We start from the raw sequence: 17322 nt of genomic DNA, 5'->3' as shown, positions 1-17322 counted from the left end.
GCGAGAACGCCTGAGAAGCTTGACTGGCGGAGAGAGGGGGATTCGAACCCCCGATAGGCTGTTAACCTATACACGCTTTCCAGGCGTGCGACTTAAACCGCTCATCCATCTCTCCGAGAGCCGCAGATTATAGCAGAGTCTTTCGCCGAGTAGCACATACCCTGCCCCCGCTGCGCACGAGTCGCGCATGAGCCGCCCGCGAGCCGCTCAGGGATGCCGAATATAGTCCACGAGCGCCTTCGTATAAGCATCGGGTGCACGATCGAGCAAGCTCACGACGATCGTCGCCGCAAACCCCGCCGGCACCCCGAACACGCCCGAGCTAATCGGCTCGATGCCGAACCAACGCGGCCCTGCGAACCCCGTCAACTGCCCGAAGTACGGATACGTCGACACGATGTAGTACACACAAACGCCCAGCCCCGCGAGCATACCCGCCACCGCCCCGCGCTTGGTCGTGCGCTTCCAAAACACCCCCAGCACGAGCACGGGAAAAAAGCTCGACGCCGCCAACGAAAACGCCGCCCCCACCAGAAACAAAATATTCCCCGTGTTGAGCGACGCCACGTACGACGCCAGCAACGCCACACCCAGCAGCAAAATCTTCGAGATCGTCACGCGCCGTTGACTCGACGCGTTCGGATCCACCATGTGGTAGTACACATCGTGCGAGAGCGCATTGGCGATCGTCAGCAGCAGCCCATCGGCCGTCGATAGCGCGGCAGCCAGCGCCCCCGCCGCCACGAGCCCCGATATCACATACGGCAGCCCCGCAATCTCAGGCGCGGCCAGCACCACCATATCAGGCTGCAGCCGTATCGCCGACCATCGGATGATCCCCTCGCCGTTCCCATCGCCAATACCGATCAAGGCCGGCTCGGCGCGATGCCATTGGGTCACCCACGCAGGCCAATCGGTCATCGACCTACCCACCAAATGCGTCATGACTTCGTATTTGATCAACACGGCCAACACCGGCACGCTGACGTAAAACAACGCGATGAAGAACAGCGTCCAAGCCACCGACCGCCGCGCCGAAGCCACCGATGTCGTCGTGTTGTAGCGAGACAAGATATGCGGCAGGCTCGCGGTGCCCAGCGACAAACAAAGCAGCAGCGATAAGAAATTGCGCTCGTGCGTCCGCCGTTCGTCGTCGTTCGCCGAAGGGAACGGTTCATGCATCGGCACGGGATCGGTCGCGCGCGCAAGTAAATCGTCGCGCGCCTGTCGCCACATCACGCGCGCGGCCGCCGGGTCGCGCGGGAACGTCTCGAGCGCCGACTCTCGCTGATGAATCTCTCTCAACGGCCCGTTTCGTCGGCGCAGAGTATCGAGCTCGCGCATGAGGCGCGCTTTCTCGTCGAGATAGGAGCCCGGCAGCGCGGCAATTTGCGCATCGATACGCGCCGCCCTTTCTCGATATGAGGCTCGTACGCTGCGCTCCTCCGGCGCATCGCGCACCGCTTGATCGAGCTTCTCCATGCGAGCCATCAGCCGGCCATACGTAAGCTGCGGCACCCAGCCGAGCCCGTCCTTGTGCCCGATCATCGATACCGGAATCAAAAACGCGCTGATGAGAATCACGTACTGCGCAACTTGGGTCCAAGTCACGGCCCGCATGCCGCCTAAAAACGAACACACGAGAATACCCGCCAGGCCGCAGGCAATGCCGATCGCAAAGTCGACGCCGATGAAGCGCGTGGCAATGAGCCCCACCCCTTGGATCTGCGCGACGAGATACACGAACGAGCACAGGATCGCCGCCATCGCGGCAATACCGCGCACGACATTGCTCGAATAGCGCGTGCCGAGAAAATCGGGAATCGTGTAGCGCGCAAGCTTGCGCACGTAGGGTGCAAGCAAGAACGCGACGAGACAGTAGCCACCCGTCCATCCCATCAAGTAGGCGAGCCCGTCATAGCCTGTAGCGTAGATCGACCCCGCCAAGCCGATGAACGAAGCCGCCGACAACCAATCGGCCGCTGTCGCCATGCCGTTGAACGCGGCGGGCACGCGCCGCCCCGCAACGTAGTACTCGACGAGGTCGGACGTTCGCGAGAGCAATCCGATCACGGCATAAACGGCGATCGGCACGAAGAGAAACACGTAGCCGACCCACACGCCCGGCCCGCTCGCGCCCTCGATACGCCACATCGTATAGACGAACAGCAGAAAGCCGAACATGTAGAGCGCATAAGCTCGAACCATCCGGTTCACGAGCTTCATCGCGCGGCTTCCCGCACGGCGTCGTTCGCCGCATCGGCCGCCGCGGCCTGTCGCAAGCGGCGGTCGGCGCGCGTCATCGCGCCGATATAAATGGCAATCAGCAACAGGTAGATGAGAATCGCGCCCTGAGCGCCGAGATAAAACGGCAAGCGAAACCCGGCCACGCGCACGCTCGACAATGCACGCGCATACAGCGGCACGATGAAGGACACGACAAAGCCGATCAGCATCAACACGCTGATCAACGCGATGTTGAACCGCCAGTAGCGGCGATGCGCGAGCGCCATCGCACTCGACACCGAAGGCGGTTCGAGCGCGGCTTGAGCAATGGAATCGAAGGAGCGTGGCGCGGCCATGCGCCTATTTATCAAAAAGGCGCGGCGCGGGCAATTGGGATTGTCCGCGCCGCGCCTCGATGCGGCGCTTCGTCAGCCGCTCGGATCACAGCGGCTCGGCCCCACTCAGCTCACATGCGAGAGCTGATCGAGAATCGCGGGGTTCTCGAGCGTCGACACGTCTTGCGTGATTTCCTCGCCCTTGGCGAGCGAGCGCAGCAGGCGCCGCATGATCTTGCCTGAACGCGTCTTCGGCAGGTTGTCGCCGAAACGGATGTCCTTCGGCTTCGCGATCGGCCCGATCTCCTTGCCCACCCAAGCCCGCAACTCGTTCGCCAGCTTGACGGCCTCGTCCCCTTCCGGGCGCGGCCGCTTGAGCACGACGAATGCGACAACGGCTTCGCCCGTCGTATCGTCGGGGCGCCCCACGACGGCGGCTTCCGCCACGATCGGATTGGACACGAGCGCCGACTCGATCTCCATCGTCCCGAGCCGGTGGCCCGACACGTTCAGCACGTCGTCGATACGGCCCATGATCGTGAAGTAGCCCGTCTGCTTGTCGCGCACCGAACCGTCGCCGGCGAGGTACAACTTGCCGCCCAGCTCTTCGGGGAAGTAGCTCTTCTTGAAGCGATCGGGATCGCCCCACACCGTGCGCAGCATCGCCGGCCACGGCCGCTTCACGACGAGAATGCCGCCCTGCCCGTTCGGCACGTCCTGGCCCGTTTCATCGACGATCGCCGCCATGATGCCCGGCAGCGGCAGCGTGCACGAGCCCGGTACGAGCGGCGTCGCGCCCGGCATCGGCGCGATCATATGGCCGCCCGTTTCGGTCTGCCACCACGTGTCGATCACGGGGCAGCGCTTGCCGCCCACATGCTCGTAGTACCACACCCACGCTTCGGGATTGATCGGCTCGCCCACGGTGCCCAGAATGCGCAAGCTCGACAGGTCGAAGCTCTTGGGATGCACTTTCTCGTCGGCATCGGCAATCTTGATCAACGAGCGAATGGCCGTAGGCGCCGTGTAGAAGATGCTGACCTTGTGCTTCTCGATCATGTTCCAGAAGCGGCCGCCGTCCGGATAGGTCGGCACGCCCTCGAACACGACTTGCGTCGCGCCGAGCGCGAGCGGCCCGTACGTGATGTACGTATGGCCCGTGACCCAACCGATGTCGGCCGTGCACCAGAAGACGTCCGAGGGCTTCCAATCGAACGTCCACTTCATCGTCTGCGCGGCCCACAGCAGGTAGCCGCCCGTGCTGTGCTGCACGCCCTTGGGCTTGCCCGTCGAGCCCGACGTGTAGAGCACGAACAGCGGGTGCTCGGCGCTGACCCATTCCGGCTCGCACGTGTCGCCCTCTTGCGCGACGGCTTCATGCATCCATGCATCGCGCGCGGCATCCCATTGCACGGCGCCGCCCGTGCGGCGATAAACGAACACGCTCTTGACCGCTTCGCAGCCGCCCATGGCGAGCGCTTCGTCGGCGATGCGCTTGAGCGGCAACGCCTTGCCGCCGCGCATTTGTTCATCGGCCGTCACCAACGCCACCGCGCCGACGTCGACGAGCCGCTCGTTCAGCGATTTCGACGAGAAGCCGCCGAACACCACCGAGTGCGGCGCGCCGATACGCGCGCAGGCTTGCATGGCGACGACGCCCTCGACCGACATCGGCATGTAGATGACGACGCGATCGCCTTTTTTCACGCCGCGCCGTTTGAGCGCGTTGGCAAAGCGGCAAACGCGTTGCAGCAGATCCTGGTAGGTGACGTGCGTGACGGCGCCGTCATCGGCCTCGAACACGAGCGCCGTGCGCGCGCCGTTCCCTGCTTCGACGTGGCGGTCCAGGCAGTTGTGCGACGCGTTCAGTTCGCCGTCCTCGAACCACGTAAAGAACGGCGCATTGGACTCGTCGAGCGTCTTCGTGAACGGTTTGCGCCACGTGAGCGTTTCGCGCGCGAGCTTGGCCCAAAAGCCGTCGTAATCCCGCTCGGCCTCGGCCATCAGCGCCCGGTATGCGTCCATTCCCGAAATCGCCGCGCCGGCCGCCGCTTGCGCGGAAGGCTCGAACACTCGGCTTTCGTGAAGGACCGATTCAATCGCAGACATCGACAACTCCCTTATGGACAAGATGATGAAACGTGAATCCGACGCCGGCAGCCCACGGAGAACAACCCCATGCCGCCATGCCGAGCGATAAGCGCATGCAATGCCGCATCGCAGCAAAAATGCGCGGGGCGCGCCGCTCGAACGATAGTCGTTGCACAGTAAAGGCGACAACTTACCGGGTACTTACAGCACGCGCCATCGGCCGTTCGTTAGACCACGCGCGCGACGCTGCGGGTGTTCGCGCCTTACCGTTACCTTTACCCTTACCTTTACTTTACGTCGCCGCGCGCGCCCACCTACAATGCTAGCCGAACTTTCCGCTCGGACTACAGCTTGAATCGGTACGCATGGTTTCTCATCGCCTCGATGCTGCTCGTAGGCAGCAACGTCGGCATCGGTAAGTCGATCGTCGCTTTCGTTCCCGTCCTCGTCTTCGCGCTGCTGCGCTTCGTCATCGCGCTGGCCGTGCTTTGGCCGCTCTTGAGGCCGTCGAAGATGCGCGGCGTGAAGCGCGGCGAATGGCTCAATCTTTTTCTGCAGGCGCTCTTCGGCACATTCGGGTTTACGCTGCTCATGCTGAGCGGCGTCGCGCGCACGAGCGCGGTGGCCGCGGGCGTCATCACGAGCACGATGCCCGCCGTCGTCGCCCTTTTCGCGTGGATTCTGCTCGGCGAACGCCCGAACGCACGCGCGCTCGTGTCGATCGCGCTCGCCGTGGTCGGCATCGTCGCGGTCAATCTCTCGCATGGACAATCGCAGCCGGGTACGCCCTTGCCCGCCGCGGGATCGTTCGTCGGCAATCTGATGGTGCTCGGCGCGGTCTGCTGCGAATCGCTCTATGTCATTTTGTCGCGCCGGCTCACGCAAACGCTCGCGGCGATCGACATATGCGCCTACACGCATCTATTCGGCTTCTTGCTGATGCTGCCGCTCGGTCTCAAGGCGCTGTCCGGCTTCGACTATGCGACGGTGCCCTCGGGCATCTGGGCATTGGTGCTCTGGTACGGCCTCTCGGCCAGCATCTTCTCGTTCTGGCTCTGGATGAAGGGCATCCGGCATGTGCACGGCTCGCTCGCGGGCGTGTTCAGCGCCGTGCTGCCGGTTGCGGCGGCCGCCTACGGCATCGTCTTCCTCGACGAGCGCCCCACGCTCGCCCACGGCATCGCGCTCGCTTGCGTCGTCACCGGCATTGCGATCGCGAGCGTGAACCCCAAGCGCGCACGGGCCGTGGCGCAGTGATCGGTGGGCGGCCGCACGGCGGCCGAGGCGCCGGCGCGGTACAATAGCGCGATTTTTTCGCGCTTTTTGGTTTGTTTTCGGCTCGCCCGCTCCGTCCCCACAGCACTCAGTCATGACAGTCATCAAACAGGAAGACCTCATCCAGAGCGTCGCCGACGCGCTGCAGTACATCAGCTACTACCATCCGCTCGATTACATCCAGGCCCTGGGCCGCGCGTACGAGCTCGAACAGAGCCCGGCCGCCAAGGACGCCATCGCGCAAATCCTGACGAACAGCCGCATGTGCGCCGAAGGCCGCCGGCCGATTTGTCAGGACACGGGCATCGTCACGGTCTTCCTGAAGATCGGCATGGACGTGCGCTGGGGCAGCGAAAGCGGCCCGGCCACGATGAGCGTCACCGATATGGTCAACGAAGGCGTGCGTCGCGGTTATCTGAACCCCGACAACGTCCTGCGCGCATCGATCGTGAACCCGCCCGAAGGCGCCCGCAAGAACACGAAGGACAACACGCCGGCCGTCATTCACTATGAGATCGTGCCCGGCGACAAGGTCGACGTGCAAGTCGCGGCGAAAGGCGGCGGTTCGGAAAACAAGTCGAAGTTCGCGATGTTGAACCCGTCCGATTCGATCGTCGACTGGATCCTGAAGACCGTGCCGACGATGGGCGCGGGCTGGTGCCCGCCGGGCATGCTCGGCATCGGTATCGGCGGCACCGCGGAAAAAGCGATGCTGATGGCGAAAGAATCGCTGATGGATCCGATCGACATTCAGGACGTCATCGCCCGCGGTCCGCGCGACTGGATCGAAGAGCTGCGCATCGAACTGCACGAAAAAGTGAACGCGCTCGGTATCGGCGCGCAAGGCCTGGGCGGCCTCGCGACCGTCCTCGACGTGAAGATCATGGCCGCGCCCACGCATGCCGCGTCCAAGCCGATCGCCATCATCCCGAATTGCGCGGCCACGCGTCATGCGCATTTCACGCTCGACGGCACGGGCGCAGCTCATCTCGAAGCGCCGTCGCTCGACGCATGGCCGAAGGTGCAATGGGAGCCGAATACCGAGACGAGCAAGCGCGTCGATCTGAACACGCTCACGCCCGAGGAAGTCGCCAGCTGGAAGCCGGGCCAAACACTGCTGCTGTCGGGCAAGATGTTGACCGGGCGCGACGCCGCGCACAAGCGCATCGCCGACATGCTGGCCAAGGGCGAAAAGCTGCCCGTCGATTTCACGAATCGCGTGATCTACTACGTCGGCCCGGTCGACCCGGTGCGCGACGAGGTCGTGGGCCCGGCAGGCCCGACCACGGCCACGCGCATGGACAAGTTCACCGAAACGATGCTGGCCCAAACCGGCCTGATCTCGATGATCGGCAAAGCCGAGCGCGGCCCCGTGGCCATCGAAGCGATCAAGAAGCACAAGGCGGCCTACTTGATGGCGGTGGGCGGCGCAGCCTATCTCGTTTCGAAAGCGATTCGCGGCGCGAAGGTGCTCGCGTTCGAAGACCTCGGCATGGAGGCGATCTACGAATTCGACGTCTCGGACATGCCGGTCACCGTCGCCGTCGATTCGACCGGCACGTCGGTCCATCAGACGGGCCCGAAGGAATGGCAAGCCAAGATCGGCAAGCTGCCCGTGGTTACGGCGTAAGCGCGCCAAGCGGTCCAACGACGCAAAGCCGGGCCGCGCGCCCGGCTTTTTCGTGATAGCGGGATCGGCCGAACGGCTGAAGTTGCACGTCAAGCCTTGGCATTTGCCGGGTCAGCGTTTATCGTTTGCGTTCACTAGCCTCACACGAAGGAACCAACATGCAAGGCGATAAAAAGGTCATCGAATATCTGAACGCGCAGCTCAAGAACGAGCTGACGGCGATCAACCAATACTTCCTGCATGCACGCATGTACAAGCATTGGGGGCTCGATAAGCTCGGCAAGCACGAGTACGACGAGTCGATCGGCGAGATGAAGCATGCCGATTTGTTGATCGAGCGGATATTCATGCTCGACGGCCTGCCCAACTTGCAGGATTTGCACAAGCTGTTGATCGGCGAGGAAACGAAAGAAATCCTCGAATGTGATCTGAAGCTGGAGCAAGGCTCGCAAGTGACCTGCAAGGAAGCGATCGCCTACTGCGAATCGGTTCGCGATTTCGTTTCGCGCGGCATCTTCACGACGATCCTCGACGACACCGAAGAGCACATCGACTGGCTCGAAACCCAGCTCGATCTGATCGACAAGGTCGGCATCCAGAATTATCAGCAGTCCGCGATGGGGACGCCCTCGGAGTCCTAAGCCGAGGCCCGAGTCCGCCCATCGATCGCCGCTTACCGCACCCTGCCCTCCGCCATGACTGCCCCGCACGGCCCACACGCCAGCGCCCCCATGCCTTCCTCGGCGGGGGCGGCGTCGAACGGCAATCCGGCGCCCGTCGGCATCTTCGATTCGGGGCTGGGCGGGCTGTCCGTGCTGCGGGCCATCCGCACGCAGTTGCCGCACGAGGCGCTGCTCTACGTCGCCGATTCGCTGCATGCGCCCTATGGGTTGCGCGATAACGAGTTCATCACCGAACGCACATTAGCAATCGGCGAGTGGCTCGTCGCGCAAGGGGCCAAGGCGCTCGTCGTCGCTTGCAATACGGCTACGGCCGAGTCGATCGCACTGGCGCGCGGTCAGTTGTCGATTCCGATCATCGGCGTCGAACCCGGCATCAATCCCGCGGCCAGCTTGTCGAAATCGCGCATCGCCGGCGTGCTCGCGACGCAGGTCACGCTTCGCAGCGAAAGGTTTCGCTCCTTGATCGAGCGCTATGCCGCCGATTGCCACTTTGTCTGTCAGCCTGGTCACGGCCTTGTCGAAGCCGTGGAGCGGTGCGAAATCGACACCCCGGAAGTGCGCGCCCTCCTGGCGAGCTACATCGAGCCGATGCTGGCGGCCGGCGCCGATACCCTCGTGCTCGGCTGCACGCACTACCCGTTTCTCGATGCGTTGATTCGCGACATCGCAGGGCCGCGGTTGACCCTCGTCGATACGAGCGTGGCGATCGCGCGGCAACTCGAGCGCGTGCTCGATGCAAACGGCCTGCGCGCATCCGAGGATACGCTGCCGTCTCCGCCTAAGCTGTATTCCACCGACGACGGCACGCATATGCGGCGGCTCGCCTCGTCGCTGCTTGGGTTGGATGTGCCCGTCGAACAGGTTTCGATCGAAGCGCGCGGCGCCGAACGCGACCGCTCTCACGCCTGAGCCCTACTACTGCCTCGTCGCCTTCGACGAGCTCCGCCCCAATGAGCCCGATCGGAAGCCGTGCGAAGCGGCGTGGCTACCGCCGGTTGCGCCTTTCATCGCGTCTCATCGCCTATCAACGCCCCTAACAAGGGCGACATCGCCCCCCTATAGCGCGCTTTTTCGGTCACGGCACACTTGTTACAAAAAACCGGACTCTTTGCTTGCCAAGTTCGCGAAACGTAATGATAATAGTTCGCATTAACGTTTTGCCGTAGTGTCAGCCATGATCGTTTGCGTGTGCAAGTCCGTCTCCGACCGTAAGATCCGCGCGTCCATCGCGGAAGGCGCCGATACGTTCGACGAGCTTCAGTTCGAACTCGGTGTGGCGACGTGTTGCGGCAAGTGCGAGGAATCGGTGCGCGAAGTCATGGCTCAATGCGGCGTCTGCGAAAGCCAATGCGGCGTCGAGCGCGTGGTTGCGTCGCAGCCGGCGCTTGTCACGTTCTACGAACGCAAGGCCGCGTAACCGCGCTCGCCACGTCCGCTTTTTCCGCTGCTCATTCGCTTCCGCTTTCTTCATCCCACACCGGCACGCCAGTCCGTTACCGCCAGCAGCCGCTCGATTCGCCCCAGGAGGCTGAGATGGAATTGCTTATCGGATTCGTCGCGACGCTGTGCATCTCATTACTGATCTGCCGCAAGTAACGTAGCCGTGGCGATGGGTTCGCCTCTTCCATCGCTCGATGTTGGTGTCGAAGGACGCTTCGTTCGCGATAACATGCAGGCTTGGATTTTTTCGCTGCACCCGGCATCAGGCCGGCAGCCTCTTTCCGCATGTTGCGTTCGCGTATCGTCCCCGCCTTTCTTTGTGTCGCGCTCGCTCACGCGGCGCTGATCGGCGCTTTCTTCACGACAGCCCAGGCGCCGGCGCCGCGTCCTTTGCATTCGACGGCCATCGTGGCGCGGCTGCTGGGACCGGCCCCGCAGCAGACGCCTGCTGCCGGCGCAGGCGGGCGCTCCATGCCCACACCCTCGACCCGCCCGGCCCGTGCCGACGCTACGGTCGACGCTCACGCCGATTCGCGGGCTTTACAGCGGACGCGCCCGCCGCAGCAGCGACAGTTGAGCTCCGCCTCTCCGCCGGCCCTCGCCCCTCGCGCGGCGCTGCCCACGACCGCCGCGCCCAGCCCGCCGTCGCCCCCGGCGCTCACTTCACCCAGCAGTCCAACCCCAACGCCGGCGGCAGCGGCAACGAGCACTGCCGATTCGCACGCGCCATCGACCGTGCGCTCCGAGGCAAACGATACGATCGCCATTACGACGCCAAAGCGCGTCGAACACGCCGACTGCCGCATCGTCAAACCCGCCTATCCCGAATTGTCGAAGCGGCGTTCAGAAACGGGAACAGCCACCGTGCGTTTCGTTATCGGGACGACAGGCGCCATCGACAGCGTGACGCTCGCCAAGAGCAGCGGTTTTCCGCGTCTCGACGACGCAGCTCTAGAAGCGCTCCGCGAAAGCACATGCGCACCTTATGTCGAAAACGGGTCGCCGGTGCGCGCGTCATACGAGCAGGCGTTCAAGTTCGGATTGGAGGACGATTGAGCGGAGCGCCGCCGCCATGGCGCAGCGCTCGCTTTTAGGCTCTGGGCGAAGCCCCATGTAAAAGGCCCTCATCGGGCGATGAGGGCCTTTTTTCGTGCGCACACGGCGCCTTCGGGCGGCGGGCTCGTTGGCCATCGGACTGGCTCGAGCACCGCATGCGATCACCGTACCCTATGCACGGACCACGCTTTCAGCCCTATCCGGCTTGCTATAAGAGCAGCCGTCTGTTTTCACGTTGGACGCCCCAACGCGAAAGGCACTTCAATATAGGCCTCCACGCCCACCGCTTCAAGAAAGCGACCATTGAAACTACTGATCGACGGCGCGACTTAAATGGCAAAAACGATTTGGTGCGCGCCGCGGCCAATCGCCGGTCACGGTTCGCCTGGGCGTCGATTTATCGGACCGGATCAGCCAGCGTGGCCTTCGATGACACTGACTTACCTGCCGCGGCTGTCGCAGCTGAAGCTCGCGCCGGCGCTGCCGGCGTTTGCGCAATGCCTGCCTTGCTTGCCAGCTGCGCAGCTCTCACCTGCTCTCGCGTGGGGCACTCGGCCATCTCGTGGGTGGCCTCGTCGAGCTTCTCGACGAGAAAATCGACGAACGCCCGCACCGCGGGCACCATACCCTGGCGAGACACGAACGCAGCCGACAACTGGGGTGTGGGCAGCGTCCAGCCCGGCATGACGGGCGACAGTTGGCCTGTTCGTAGCGCCGCGCCATACATCATCTCGGGCAGCGCGGCGATGCCGACGCCTTCGAGCACCGCTTCCCGTATGCTCGATAGATCCGCCGTCACCAAACGCGGTTCATGCTCGTGAACGTGCCGGTGCCCGTCGGGCGCGATCAAATTAAAAACATGCCGGCCGTCCGCGCTCGGCGTATCGAGCGTCTCGAACCGCGCGAGATCGGCCGGCGACACCGGCGGCGCGTTCTGGCTCAGCAGGCTCGGCGCGCCGACGAGCATCTGCTGTGTGCGCCACAGCGGACGCACGACGATATTCGCGTTGTCGGGCGGATCGGACCGCACGCGCAGCGCGACGTCGACCGCGTCCTCATAGAGATCGATCACCCGATTGGTCACCCGAATCGCGACACGCACCTCGGGGAAGCGCAACAAGAACTCGGGGAGGATGTTCGACAGAATCGTCTGCGAAATCGTCACGGGCACGCTGACGCGCACCGTGCCGCGCGGTGCGGATCGCAGTTCTTGAACGGCGTTCATCGCCGCCTGCGCCTCGGCCAGCATGACTTGGCAATGGCGATAGAAACGCTCGCCGGCTTCGGTCAGCGCAAGCTTGCGCGTCGAACGCTGCAGCAGGCGCACGCCGATCGACGTCTCGAGTTCGGCCACGCGCCGCGACAGACGCGACTTCGACACGCCGAGCACACGCTCAGCCGCCGAAAACCCACCGTGCTCGACGACTTGCGCGAAGTACATCAGGTCATTGAGATTCTGCGAATCGAGTTGCATGTCATCGTTCCAGCGATAGGACAATCCATTGCTCCGGCCACGGCTAAAAGGGACGCGGGCCGGTCCATATAATAGACCTCACATGCTTAGGCGACGCACTGGCGGCGCCCTTCCGAGGTGATTTTCATGACTACGTCCCGCACTGTTGGCCACACGATCGCAGCCGTCCGCACGGTTGAAGGAGGCGGCTTCGTCGTCCATCGGCCGTTCCCGACCCGAATGTTAATGGACTTCGATCCTTTTCTGCTGCTCGACGAAATGGGTCCTGTCGACTATGCGCCCGGGCAGGCCAAGGGCGCGCCCGATCACCCGCATCGCGGGTTCGAAACCGTCACGTATATGCTCGAAGGCAGCTTCTCGCATCGGGATTCGGCGGGTCACTCCGGCGTCCTTCGTCCCGGCGACGTTCAATGGATGACGGCCGGGGCCGGCGTGGTTCATAGCGAGATGCCGGACCCCGCCTTTGCGCGTGCAGGCGGGCGCGTGCACGGCCTGCAGCTGTGGGTGAACCTGCCGCGTCAAGACAAGATGATCGCCCCGCGCTATCAGGAGATTCCTTCGGAGCGCATCCCCACCGCCACGACGAGCGACGGCAAGGCGAGCGTCAAGGTTATCGCGGGCGAGGCGCTTGGCGTCAAGGCGGCGATCGAGACACGCACGCCCATCCTCTATCAGCATTTCACCCTCGAACCGGGCGCGTCGATCGTTCAGCCGGTGCCGCGCGCGTACCGCGTCTTCGCCTATGCGCTGAGCGGCACGGGGCGTTACGGCGACGAGCAACGCGAGATCGGGGCGCAACGCATGGTGATGTTCGCCGACGACGGCGATGCGGTCACGCTGACGGCGGGCGCCGATCGGCTCGATGTGCTGCTCATCGGCGGCGCACCGCTCAACGAGCCGATCGTGCGGCACGGCCCGTTCGTGATGAATACCGAAGACGAAATTCGGCAAGCCATCGTCGACTATCAAGCAGGGCGAATGGGCGAGATTACGCACTGAAATCCGCAGCGGGACAGGGCCGCCCGCAAGCGTCACGCAGCCGCGACCGACGCGTGCCGATCCGAATTGCGTCACAATAGCCGCACGCGCCACACCTGTCCGCACCCCGCCGTTCGGCGTTCGCGGGCATACGGGCGCCCTAACTAGGAGGAAGGCATGAGCGAGCGCGTTGTCACGGCAACGATCGGTGCAACCAACTATCAAGTCACGTTCGACGACGGCGCCCATCATTTGTGGCATGCCGACGAACCGGAGTCGCTTGGCGGCGGGGACCGCGCCCCGACTCCGGTATCGCTTTTGCTCTCGGGTTTAGGCGCCTGCACGTCCATTACGTTGAAAATGTACGCGCAGCGAAAGGGATGGCCGCTGGAAGACGTGCATGTGGCGTTGTCGATGAAGACAAGCGACCAAGGCTCGACGATCGATCGCAAAATCGTCTTGCACGGCGAACTGACCGACGAGCAACGGGAACGCCTGCTGCAAGTCGCAAATGCCTGCCCGGTTCACAAGATCTTGACGCGTCCGATCGCGATCGAAACAGGGCTCGCCGCCACGTTGCCGGCCGCCCCCGACGAAGCGTGAACGGCGTCACCGTCGAAGCATTTGAAAGCTGAAGGAACGTACTCTTGAATTTCGAACACCTTGTACAGGTCAACGATCCGCTTAACCCGCTCGCGGAAACGCTGACACGCGATCAACTTTGGCAAGGCCTCGTCTTGCGGGCGGAACAGCCGCAACTGTTCGTGCTTGGCCTCGATAGCTGCACCATCCTCTCGCGCACGGCCGATACGCTCGAACGAGAATTGCATTACGGCCATGCGACGGTGCGGGACCGCGTGACGCTGACGACGAACGAAAGCGTGCGTTACGACATCTTGGCGACGGACGCGCATGTCGGCGGATCGCTGACGATGACGATCGAGCAGCCCGATGCATTGCAGCTGTTTCTGCGTTTCGAGTACGCCACGACACTGCCCGCGCCAGACACCGAAGACGACCGGCAAACGAGCGAGATCGTCAAATCGGCGTATCGCGAGGCCGATATCGACACGGTGCGGCTCATTCGGGAGTACGCGCGTCGGCCCGCACAGCGCGACGCGCTGCATTGACCCACGGTGCGGCGCGACATGGCGCCGCGCCTCTTCTCAGTCTCCCACACGATCGCTCGATTCGGCGTACGACGATGGTCGCGCCCTATCAGTGCCCTGTCTCAATGAATTTGTTTTTTACAATCGATAATGATTCTCATTTATACTTCACTTCATTGAATCGCACATCCGATGCCACGAGCATGAGTGAACCCACGCGCCAGCCTACGCTAACGTTGAGAACGTCCATGAGCAGTTCAAGCCGTGCTCGCCCGAGTGCCAAAGATGCACCCGCCGCCGCGCTCGTCACACCGCGCGGTGTTAAGCGGCTCGATGGGGCCCAGGGGGACACTTCGGCGGAGCGTACGCTGCAGAGCGATCACTTGTTACAAGGCCGCAGCCACGTCTTCATCGCTCATAACGGCGAACGGTATCAACTGCGTGCAACGCGCCTTGGAAAGCTCATTCTGACGAAGTAAGTACCGGGTATTGTGGGGACCACCTCCATGAGAGGTGTTAGGCAGTAGCCAGCGCAACGCTATGCACGTGAGTCTAGACCCCCTCGTGCCCCTTTTAGCGACGTTGCAGCCAGCCAAGCCGCTTTTTTCCGTCCCGCCGCCATAAGAAGTTGAATTCTGGGCCGATCCCGGCCAAGCGCTCGCCCAGTCAGGGCCCTACTTGGGCCAACCTAGGGCCAACTTCGGCCTAACTTTGATCCGGTTTCACCCACTCGCGCTATCGCGCAAAACCCCAGAACATCAACCACCATGCGCTGTCGGCCACGGCGAGCGCCGCGATGAAGAACACCATCGCTCCGAGGCGCACCGTCACGCTAGACGTGTATTTCGCTGTCACGCGCCAGGCCAGCCACGCACTCCACACATTCGCGATCGTCAGCACGCCCACCCGGACGGTGGACGCCCAATCCAACGGCACGTGCTCGGCGCGGAGCAACGACAGCGTCGTCGCCGACAACCCGAGAAACACACCCGTGCCGGCAACTGGAATGAGCGCTTGCGTCAGATGATGCAGCCGCGCGCGGTCGAACGGGCCCAGCACACGTGTGGCCGCCGCCACGAGGGCGAGTAGCGCGGTGCCATAGCAGAGCGCCGTCGCCAAGATGTAGCCGATCAGCAGCGTGCCGTCGAGCCAAGAAAACACGTCGTTTTGCTCGGGGTAATGCGTAAAGAGAAACCAAGGCGCGTTGGTGTCGAGCATCCACGTGAAATCATGATCGATCAGCCAGGTCGCGAGAAACTGCTTCAAATCGATGAACCACGGGCTGGCCGTCCAATGAAACGCACCGATCGCGATACCGAGCAAGCCGTACAGCACGAGTGCAGTGTCCCAGCCATTAGCCGCTTCGCGGCCCAACTCGACCACCTCGTGCGACGGCGAACGCCACGTCAGCTCAATCGCATCGCGATGGCCGCTGCAGCGCCCGCACATGTGGCACGACGACGCGCCCTTCATATTTCTCAACGGCACGAGCGGCGCGCAGTTGATTGGGATGACGCGATGACCGCGCTCGCCTCCGGTATAGGAGCGCCGCCAGGCGGCTTCGTCGACGCGATAGTGGAACGGCGCGAGGCGAGCCAACAGCGAAAACACGCCGTTGACGGGACACAAGTATCGGCACCAGACGCGTTTGTCGCGGCCGTAGAGGAAACCCACGACCATCGCGGCCAGCGTCGAGCCGCCCAATACGAGCAAAACGGCGAGCGGGTATTGATAAACGCTGACCATCTGGCCGTAGATCGTCGTCAGACCGAATGCGACGAAAGGCCAGCCACCCCAGCGCATCCATCGCGGGATCGCGCGCCCGCGGCCATGGCGACTGGCGAATTCGGCGAGCGCCCCTTCGGGACACAAGACCCCGCACCACACGCGGCCGAGCAACACCATCGAGAGCAGAACGAACGGCCACCAAATGCCCCAGAAGACGAACTGAGCGGCCAGCGTTAGATTGGTCCAGAGGTGGGCGGTCTGATCGGGCAGCGGCAGACAGGCCGGGACGATGATGAGAAAGGCGTAGACAGCGACGACGGCCCACTGGATGCCGCGAATCGCCCCGCCGTTGCGCTGCATCCATGCGCCGACGCGGGCGAGCCGCCCCGGACCGGTGAAGGCGAGCGCCGGCGAACTCATGCCGTACGCCCGGCTGCGGCGGCCGGCGCGCGGCTTGCGCGCCGAGCGAGCCAACCGACGACGAGCCAGTACAACGCGTAAGCGATGAGATTGGTCAACGCCGGATGGGCACGATAACCGGTGAGCGCGGCAACCAGCGAACCGACCGTGCTCGAATCGTCGAGGATGCGGGAGCTATCCCAGACCTGCGAGATGCCGAGCGGCAGCAGTTCCTTGTCGATGAGTTTATCGACGCCGGTTTGCATCAGACCCGCGCCGAGCAGTAGCAGCATGACCTCGGTCACGCGGAAAAAATGCCGCCAGGAGAACACGCGCCCGCCGAGTTGCAAGACATAAAAAGTCAGGAACGCGAGGCCGAGCCCAAGGACGATGGCGAGGACATCGTTATGACCCACGTGGCCCGACTGCCCGAACCCGAGGCCGTAGAGAAAAATGACCGTTTCGCTGCCTTCGCGAGCGATCGCGAGCGCGACCAGCACGGCCACGCCCCACCCGTTTCCGTCGCGCGTGCGCGCCTGCAGCGAACGCTCCATGTCGCGCTTGAGCGTGCGCCCGTGGCGCTTCATCCACAGGACCATCTGTACGATCAGCACGCAAGCGATCAGCACCATGCCGGTTTGGAAATAGTCGGCCGCGTCGCCCGACAGGAATTCGCTGAAGCCGACGAGCGCCGCGCCGAGCGCGATGGCCGCCAGCGCGCCGACACCCACGCCCGCCCATAGATACGGCAACCCGCGCCGCGCGTCGGCGTCGCCGTTCTTCAGCCATGCGTAAAGAATGCCCACGACGAGCAGAGCCTCGACGCTTTCCCGCCACACGACGAACAATACCTGGCCCATCTCAACCTCTCCCACGCGCACGACGTTCGATCGACCGA

16 protein-coding genes and 1 tRNA gene are annotated in these 17322 nt (G+C 63.5%); 10 read left to right on the top strand and 7 right to left on the bottom strand.

Going from position 1 to position 17322, the window contains the following annotated elements; all coding sequences use genetic code 11:
* Nucleotides 1-24 precede the first annotated feature (24 nt).
* From ACTHNR_RS06995 to acs, 4 genes are all read right to left on the bottom strand, one after another.
* Nucleotides 25-115 (bottom strand) — tRNA-Ser (locus tag ACTHNR_RS06995).
* Nucleotides 116-207: 92 nt separating this feature from the next.
* Entirely contained in the window at nucleotides 208-2226 is a 2019-nt protein-coding gene (locus ACTHNR_RS06990; protein ID WP_440546840.1) for a sodium:solute symporter family protein, read from the bottom strand.
* Nucleotides 2223-2582: a DUF4212 domain-containing protein gene (locus ACTHNR_RS06985; RefSeq protein WP_440546839.1), complete on the bottom strand. Its 360-nt coding sequence runs from the start codon at nucleotides 2580-2582 to the stop codon at nucleotides 2223-2225. The genes ACTHNR_RS06990 and ACTHNR_RS06985 overlap by 4 nt, the downstream gene beginning before the upstream one ends.
* 105 nt (nucleotides 2583-2687) lie before the next feature.
* Entirely contained in the window at nucleotides 2688-4670 is a 1983-nt protein-coding gene (gene acs, locus ACTHNR_RS06980; RefSeq protein WP_440546838.1) for an acetate--CoA ligase, read from the bottom strand.
* A gap of 333 nt (nucleotides 4671-5003) precedes the next feature.
* Here acs and ACTHNR_RS06975 point away from each other — a divergent pair, with 333 nt between their 5' ends.
* The 6 genes from ACTHNR_RS06975 (at nucleotide 5004) to ACTHNR_RS06950 (ending at nucleotide 10736) form a co-directional block, all read left to right on the top strand.
* Nucleotides 5004-5909, top strand: coding sequence for a DMT family transporter (locus ACTHNR_RS06975; protein ID WP_440546837.1), 906 nt, complete (start codon nucleotides 5004-5006; stop codon nucleotides 5907-5909).
* A gap of 112 nt (nucleotides 5910-6021) precedes the next feature.
* Nucleotides 6022-7557, top strand: a complete 1536-nt coding sequence (locus ACTHNR_RS06970; RefSeq protein WP_440546836.1) for a fumarate hydratase — start codon at nucleotides 6022-6024, stop codon at nucleotides 7555-7557.
* A 158-nt stretch (nucleotides 7558-7715) separates the two neighbouring features.
* Complete coding sequence (bfr, locus tag ACTHNR_RS06965) at nucleotides 7716-8198, top strand: bacterioferritin (protein ID WP_440546835.1); 483 nt, start codon at nucleotides 7716-7718, stop codon at nucleotides 8196-8198.
* A gap of 90 nt (nucleotides 8199-8288) precedes the next feature.
* Nucleotides 8289-9149, top strand: a complete 861-nt coding sequence (gene murI / locus ACTHNR_RS06960) for a glutamate racemase (protein ID WP_440546834.1) — start codon at nucleotides 8289-8291, stop codon at nucleotides 9147-9149.
* A 265-nt stretch (nucleotides 9150-9414) separates the two neighbouring features.
* On the top strand, nucleotides 9415-9657 hold the full coding sequence (locus ACTHNR_RS06955; RefSeq protein ID WP_440546842.1) for a (2Fe-2S)-binding protein: 243 nt from the start codon (nucleotides 9415-9417) through the stop codon (nucleotides 9655-9657).
* A 758-nt stretch (nucleotides 9658-10415) separates the two neighbouring features.
* Complete coding sequence (locus ACTHNR_RS06950; protein ID WP_440546833.1) at nucleotides 10416-10736, top strand: energy transducer TonB; 321 nt, start codon at nucleotides 10416-10418, stop codon at nucleotides 10734-10736.
* Between the two features lie 397 nt (nucleotides 10737-11133).
* Here ACTHNR_RS06950 and ACTHNR_RS06945 read toward each other — a convergent pair whose 3' ends face one another.
* A complete protein-coding gene (locus ACTHNR_RS06945) occupies nucleotides 11134-12210 on the bottom strand; it encodes a LysR family transcriptional regulator (protein ID WP_440546832.1) in 1077 nt (358 codons plus the stop codon).
* 126 nt (nucleotides 12211-12336) lie between these two features.
* Here ACTHNR_RS06945 and ACTHNR_RS06940 point away from each other — a divergent pair, with 126 nt between their 5' ends.
* From ACTHNR_RS06940 to hemP, 4 genes are all read left to right on the top strand, one after another.
* The gene (locus tag ACTHNR_RS06940) at nucleotides 12337-13209 is read left to right on the top strand and encodes a pirin family protein (RefSeq protein ID WP_440546831.1); all 873 of its coding nucleotides are present in this window, start codon (nucleotides 12337-12339) and stop codon (nucleotides 13207-13209) included.
* 156 nt (nucleotides 13210-13365) lie between these two features.
* Nucleotides 13366-13791, top strand: a complete 426-nt coding sequence (locus ACTHNR_RS06935; protein ID WP_440546830.1) for an OsmC family protein — start codon at nucleotides 13366-13368, stop codon at nucleotides 13789-13791.
* Between the two features lie 44 nt (nucleotides 13792-13835).
* Nucleotides 13836-14318: an SRPBCC family protein gene (locus ACTHNR_RS06930; protein WP_440546829.1), complete on the top strand. Its 483-nt coding sequence runs from the start codon at nucleotides 13836-13838 to the stop codon at nucleotides 14316-14318.
* Between the two features lie 182 nt (nucleotides 14319-14500).
* Nucleotides 14501-14776, top strand: coding sequence for a hemin uptake protein HemP (gene hemP / locus ACTHNR_RS06925; protein ID WP_440546828.1), 276 nt, complete (start codon nucleotides 14501-14503; stop codon nucleotides 14774-14776).
* A gap of 256 nt (nucleotides 14777-15032) precedes the next feature.
* On the opposite strand, the gene ACTHNR_RS06920 is transcribed toward hemP, so the two are convergent.
* Both ACTHNR_RS06920 and ACTHNR_RS06915 read right to left on the bottom strand, forming a co-directional pair.
* Complete coding sequence (locus tag ACTHNR_RS06920) at nucleotides 15033-16445, bottom strand: 4Fe-4S binding protein (RefSeq protein ID WP_440546827.1); 1413 nt, start codon at nucleotides 16443-16445, stop codon at nucleotides 15033-15035.
* Nucleotides 16442-17284, bottom strand: coding sequence for an FTR1 family iron permease (locus ACTHNR_RS06915; protein WP_440546826.1), 843 nt, complete (start codon nucleotides 17282-17284; stop codon nucleotides 16442-16444). Before ACTHNR_RS06915 ends, ACTHNR_RS06920 begins: the two co-directional genes overlap by 4 nt.
* Nucleotides 17285-17322 lie beyond the last annotated feature (38 nt).

The sequence above is a fragment of the Trinickia sp. genome (assembly GCF_051954495.1).
In the GTDB taxonomy this organism is placed as follows: Bacteria; Pseudomonadota; Gammaproteobacteria; order Burkholderiales; family Burkholderiaceae; genus Trinickia.
The sequence above is the reverse complement of the archived record's forward strand: the minus strand, read 5'-3'. Positions and strand labels throughout refer to the sequence as shown.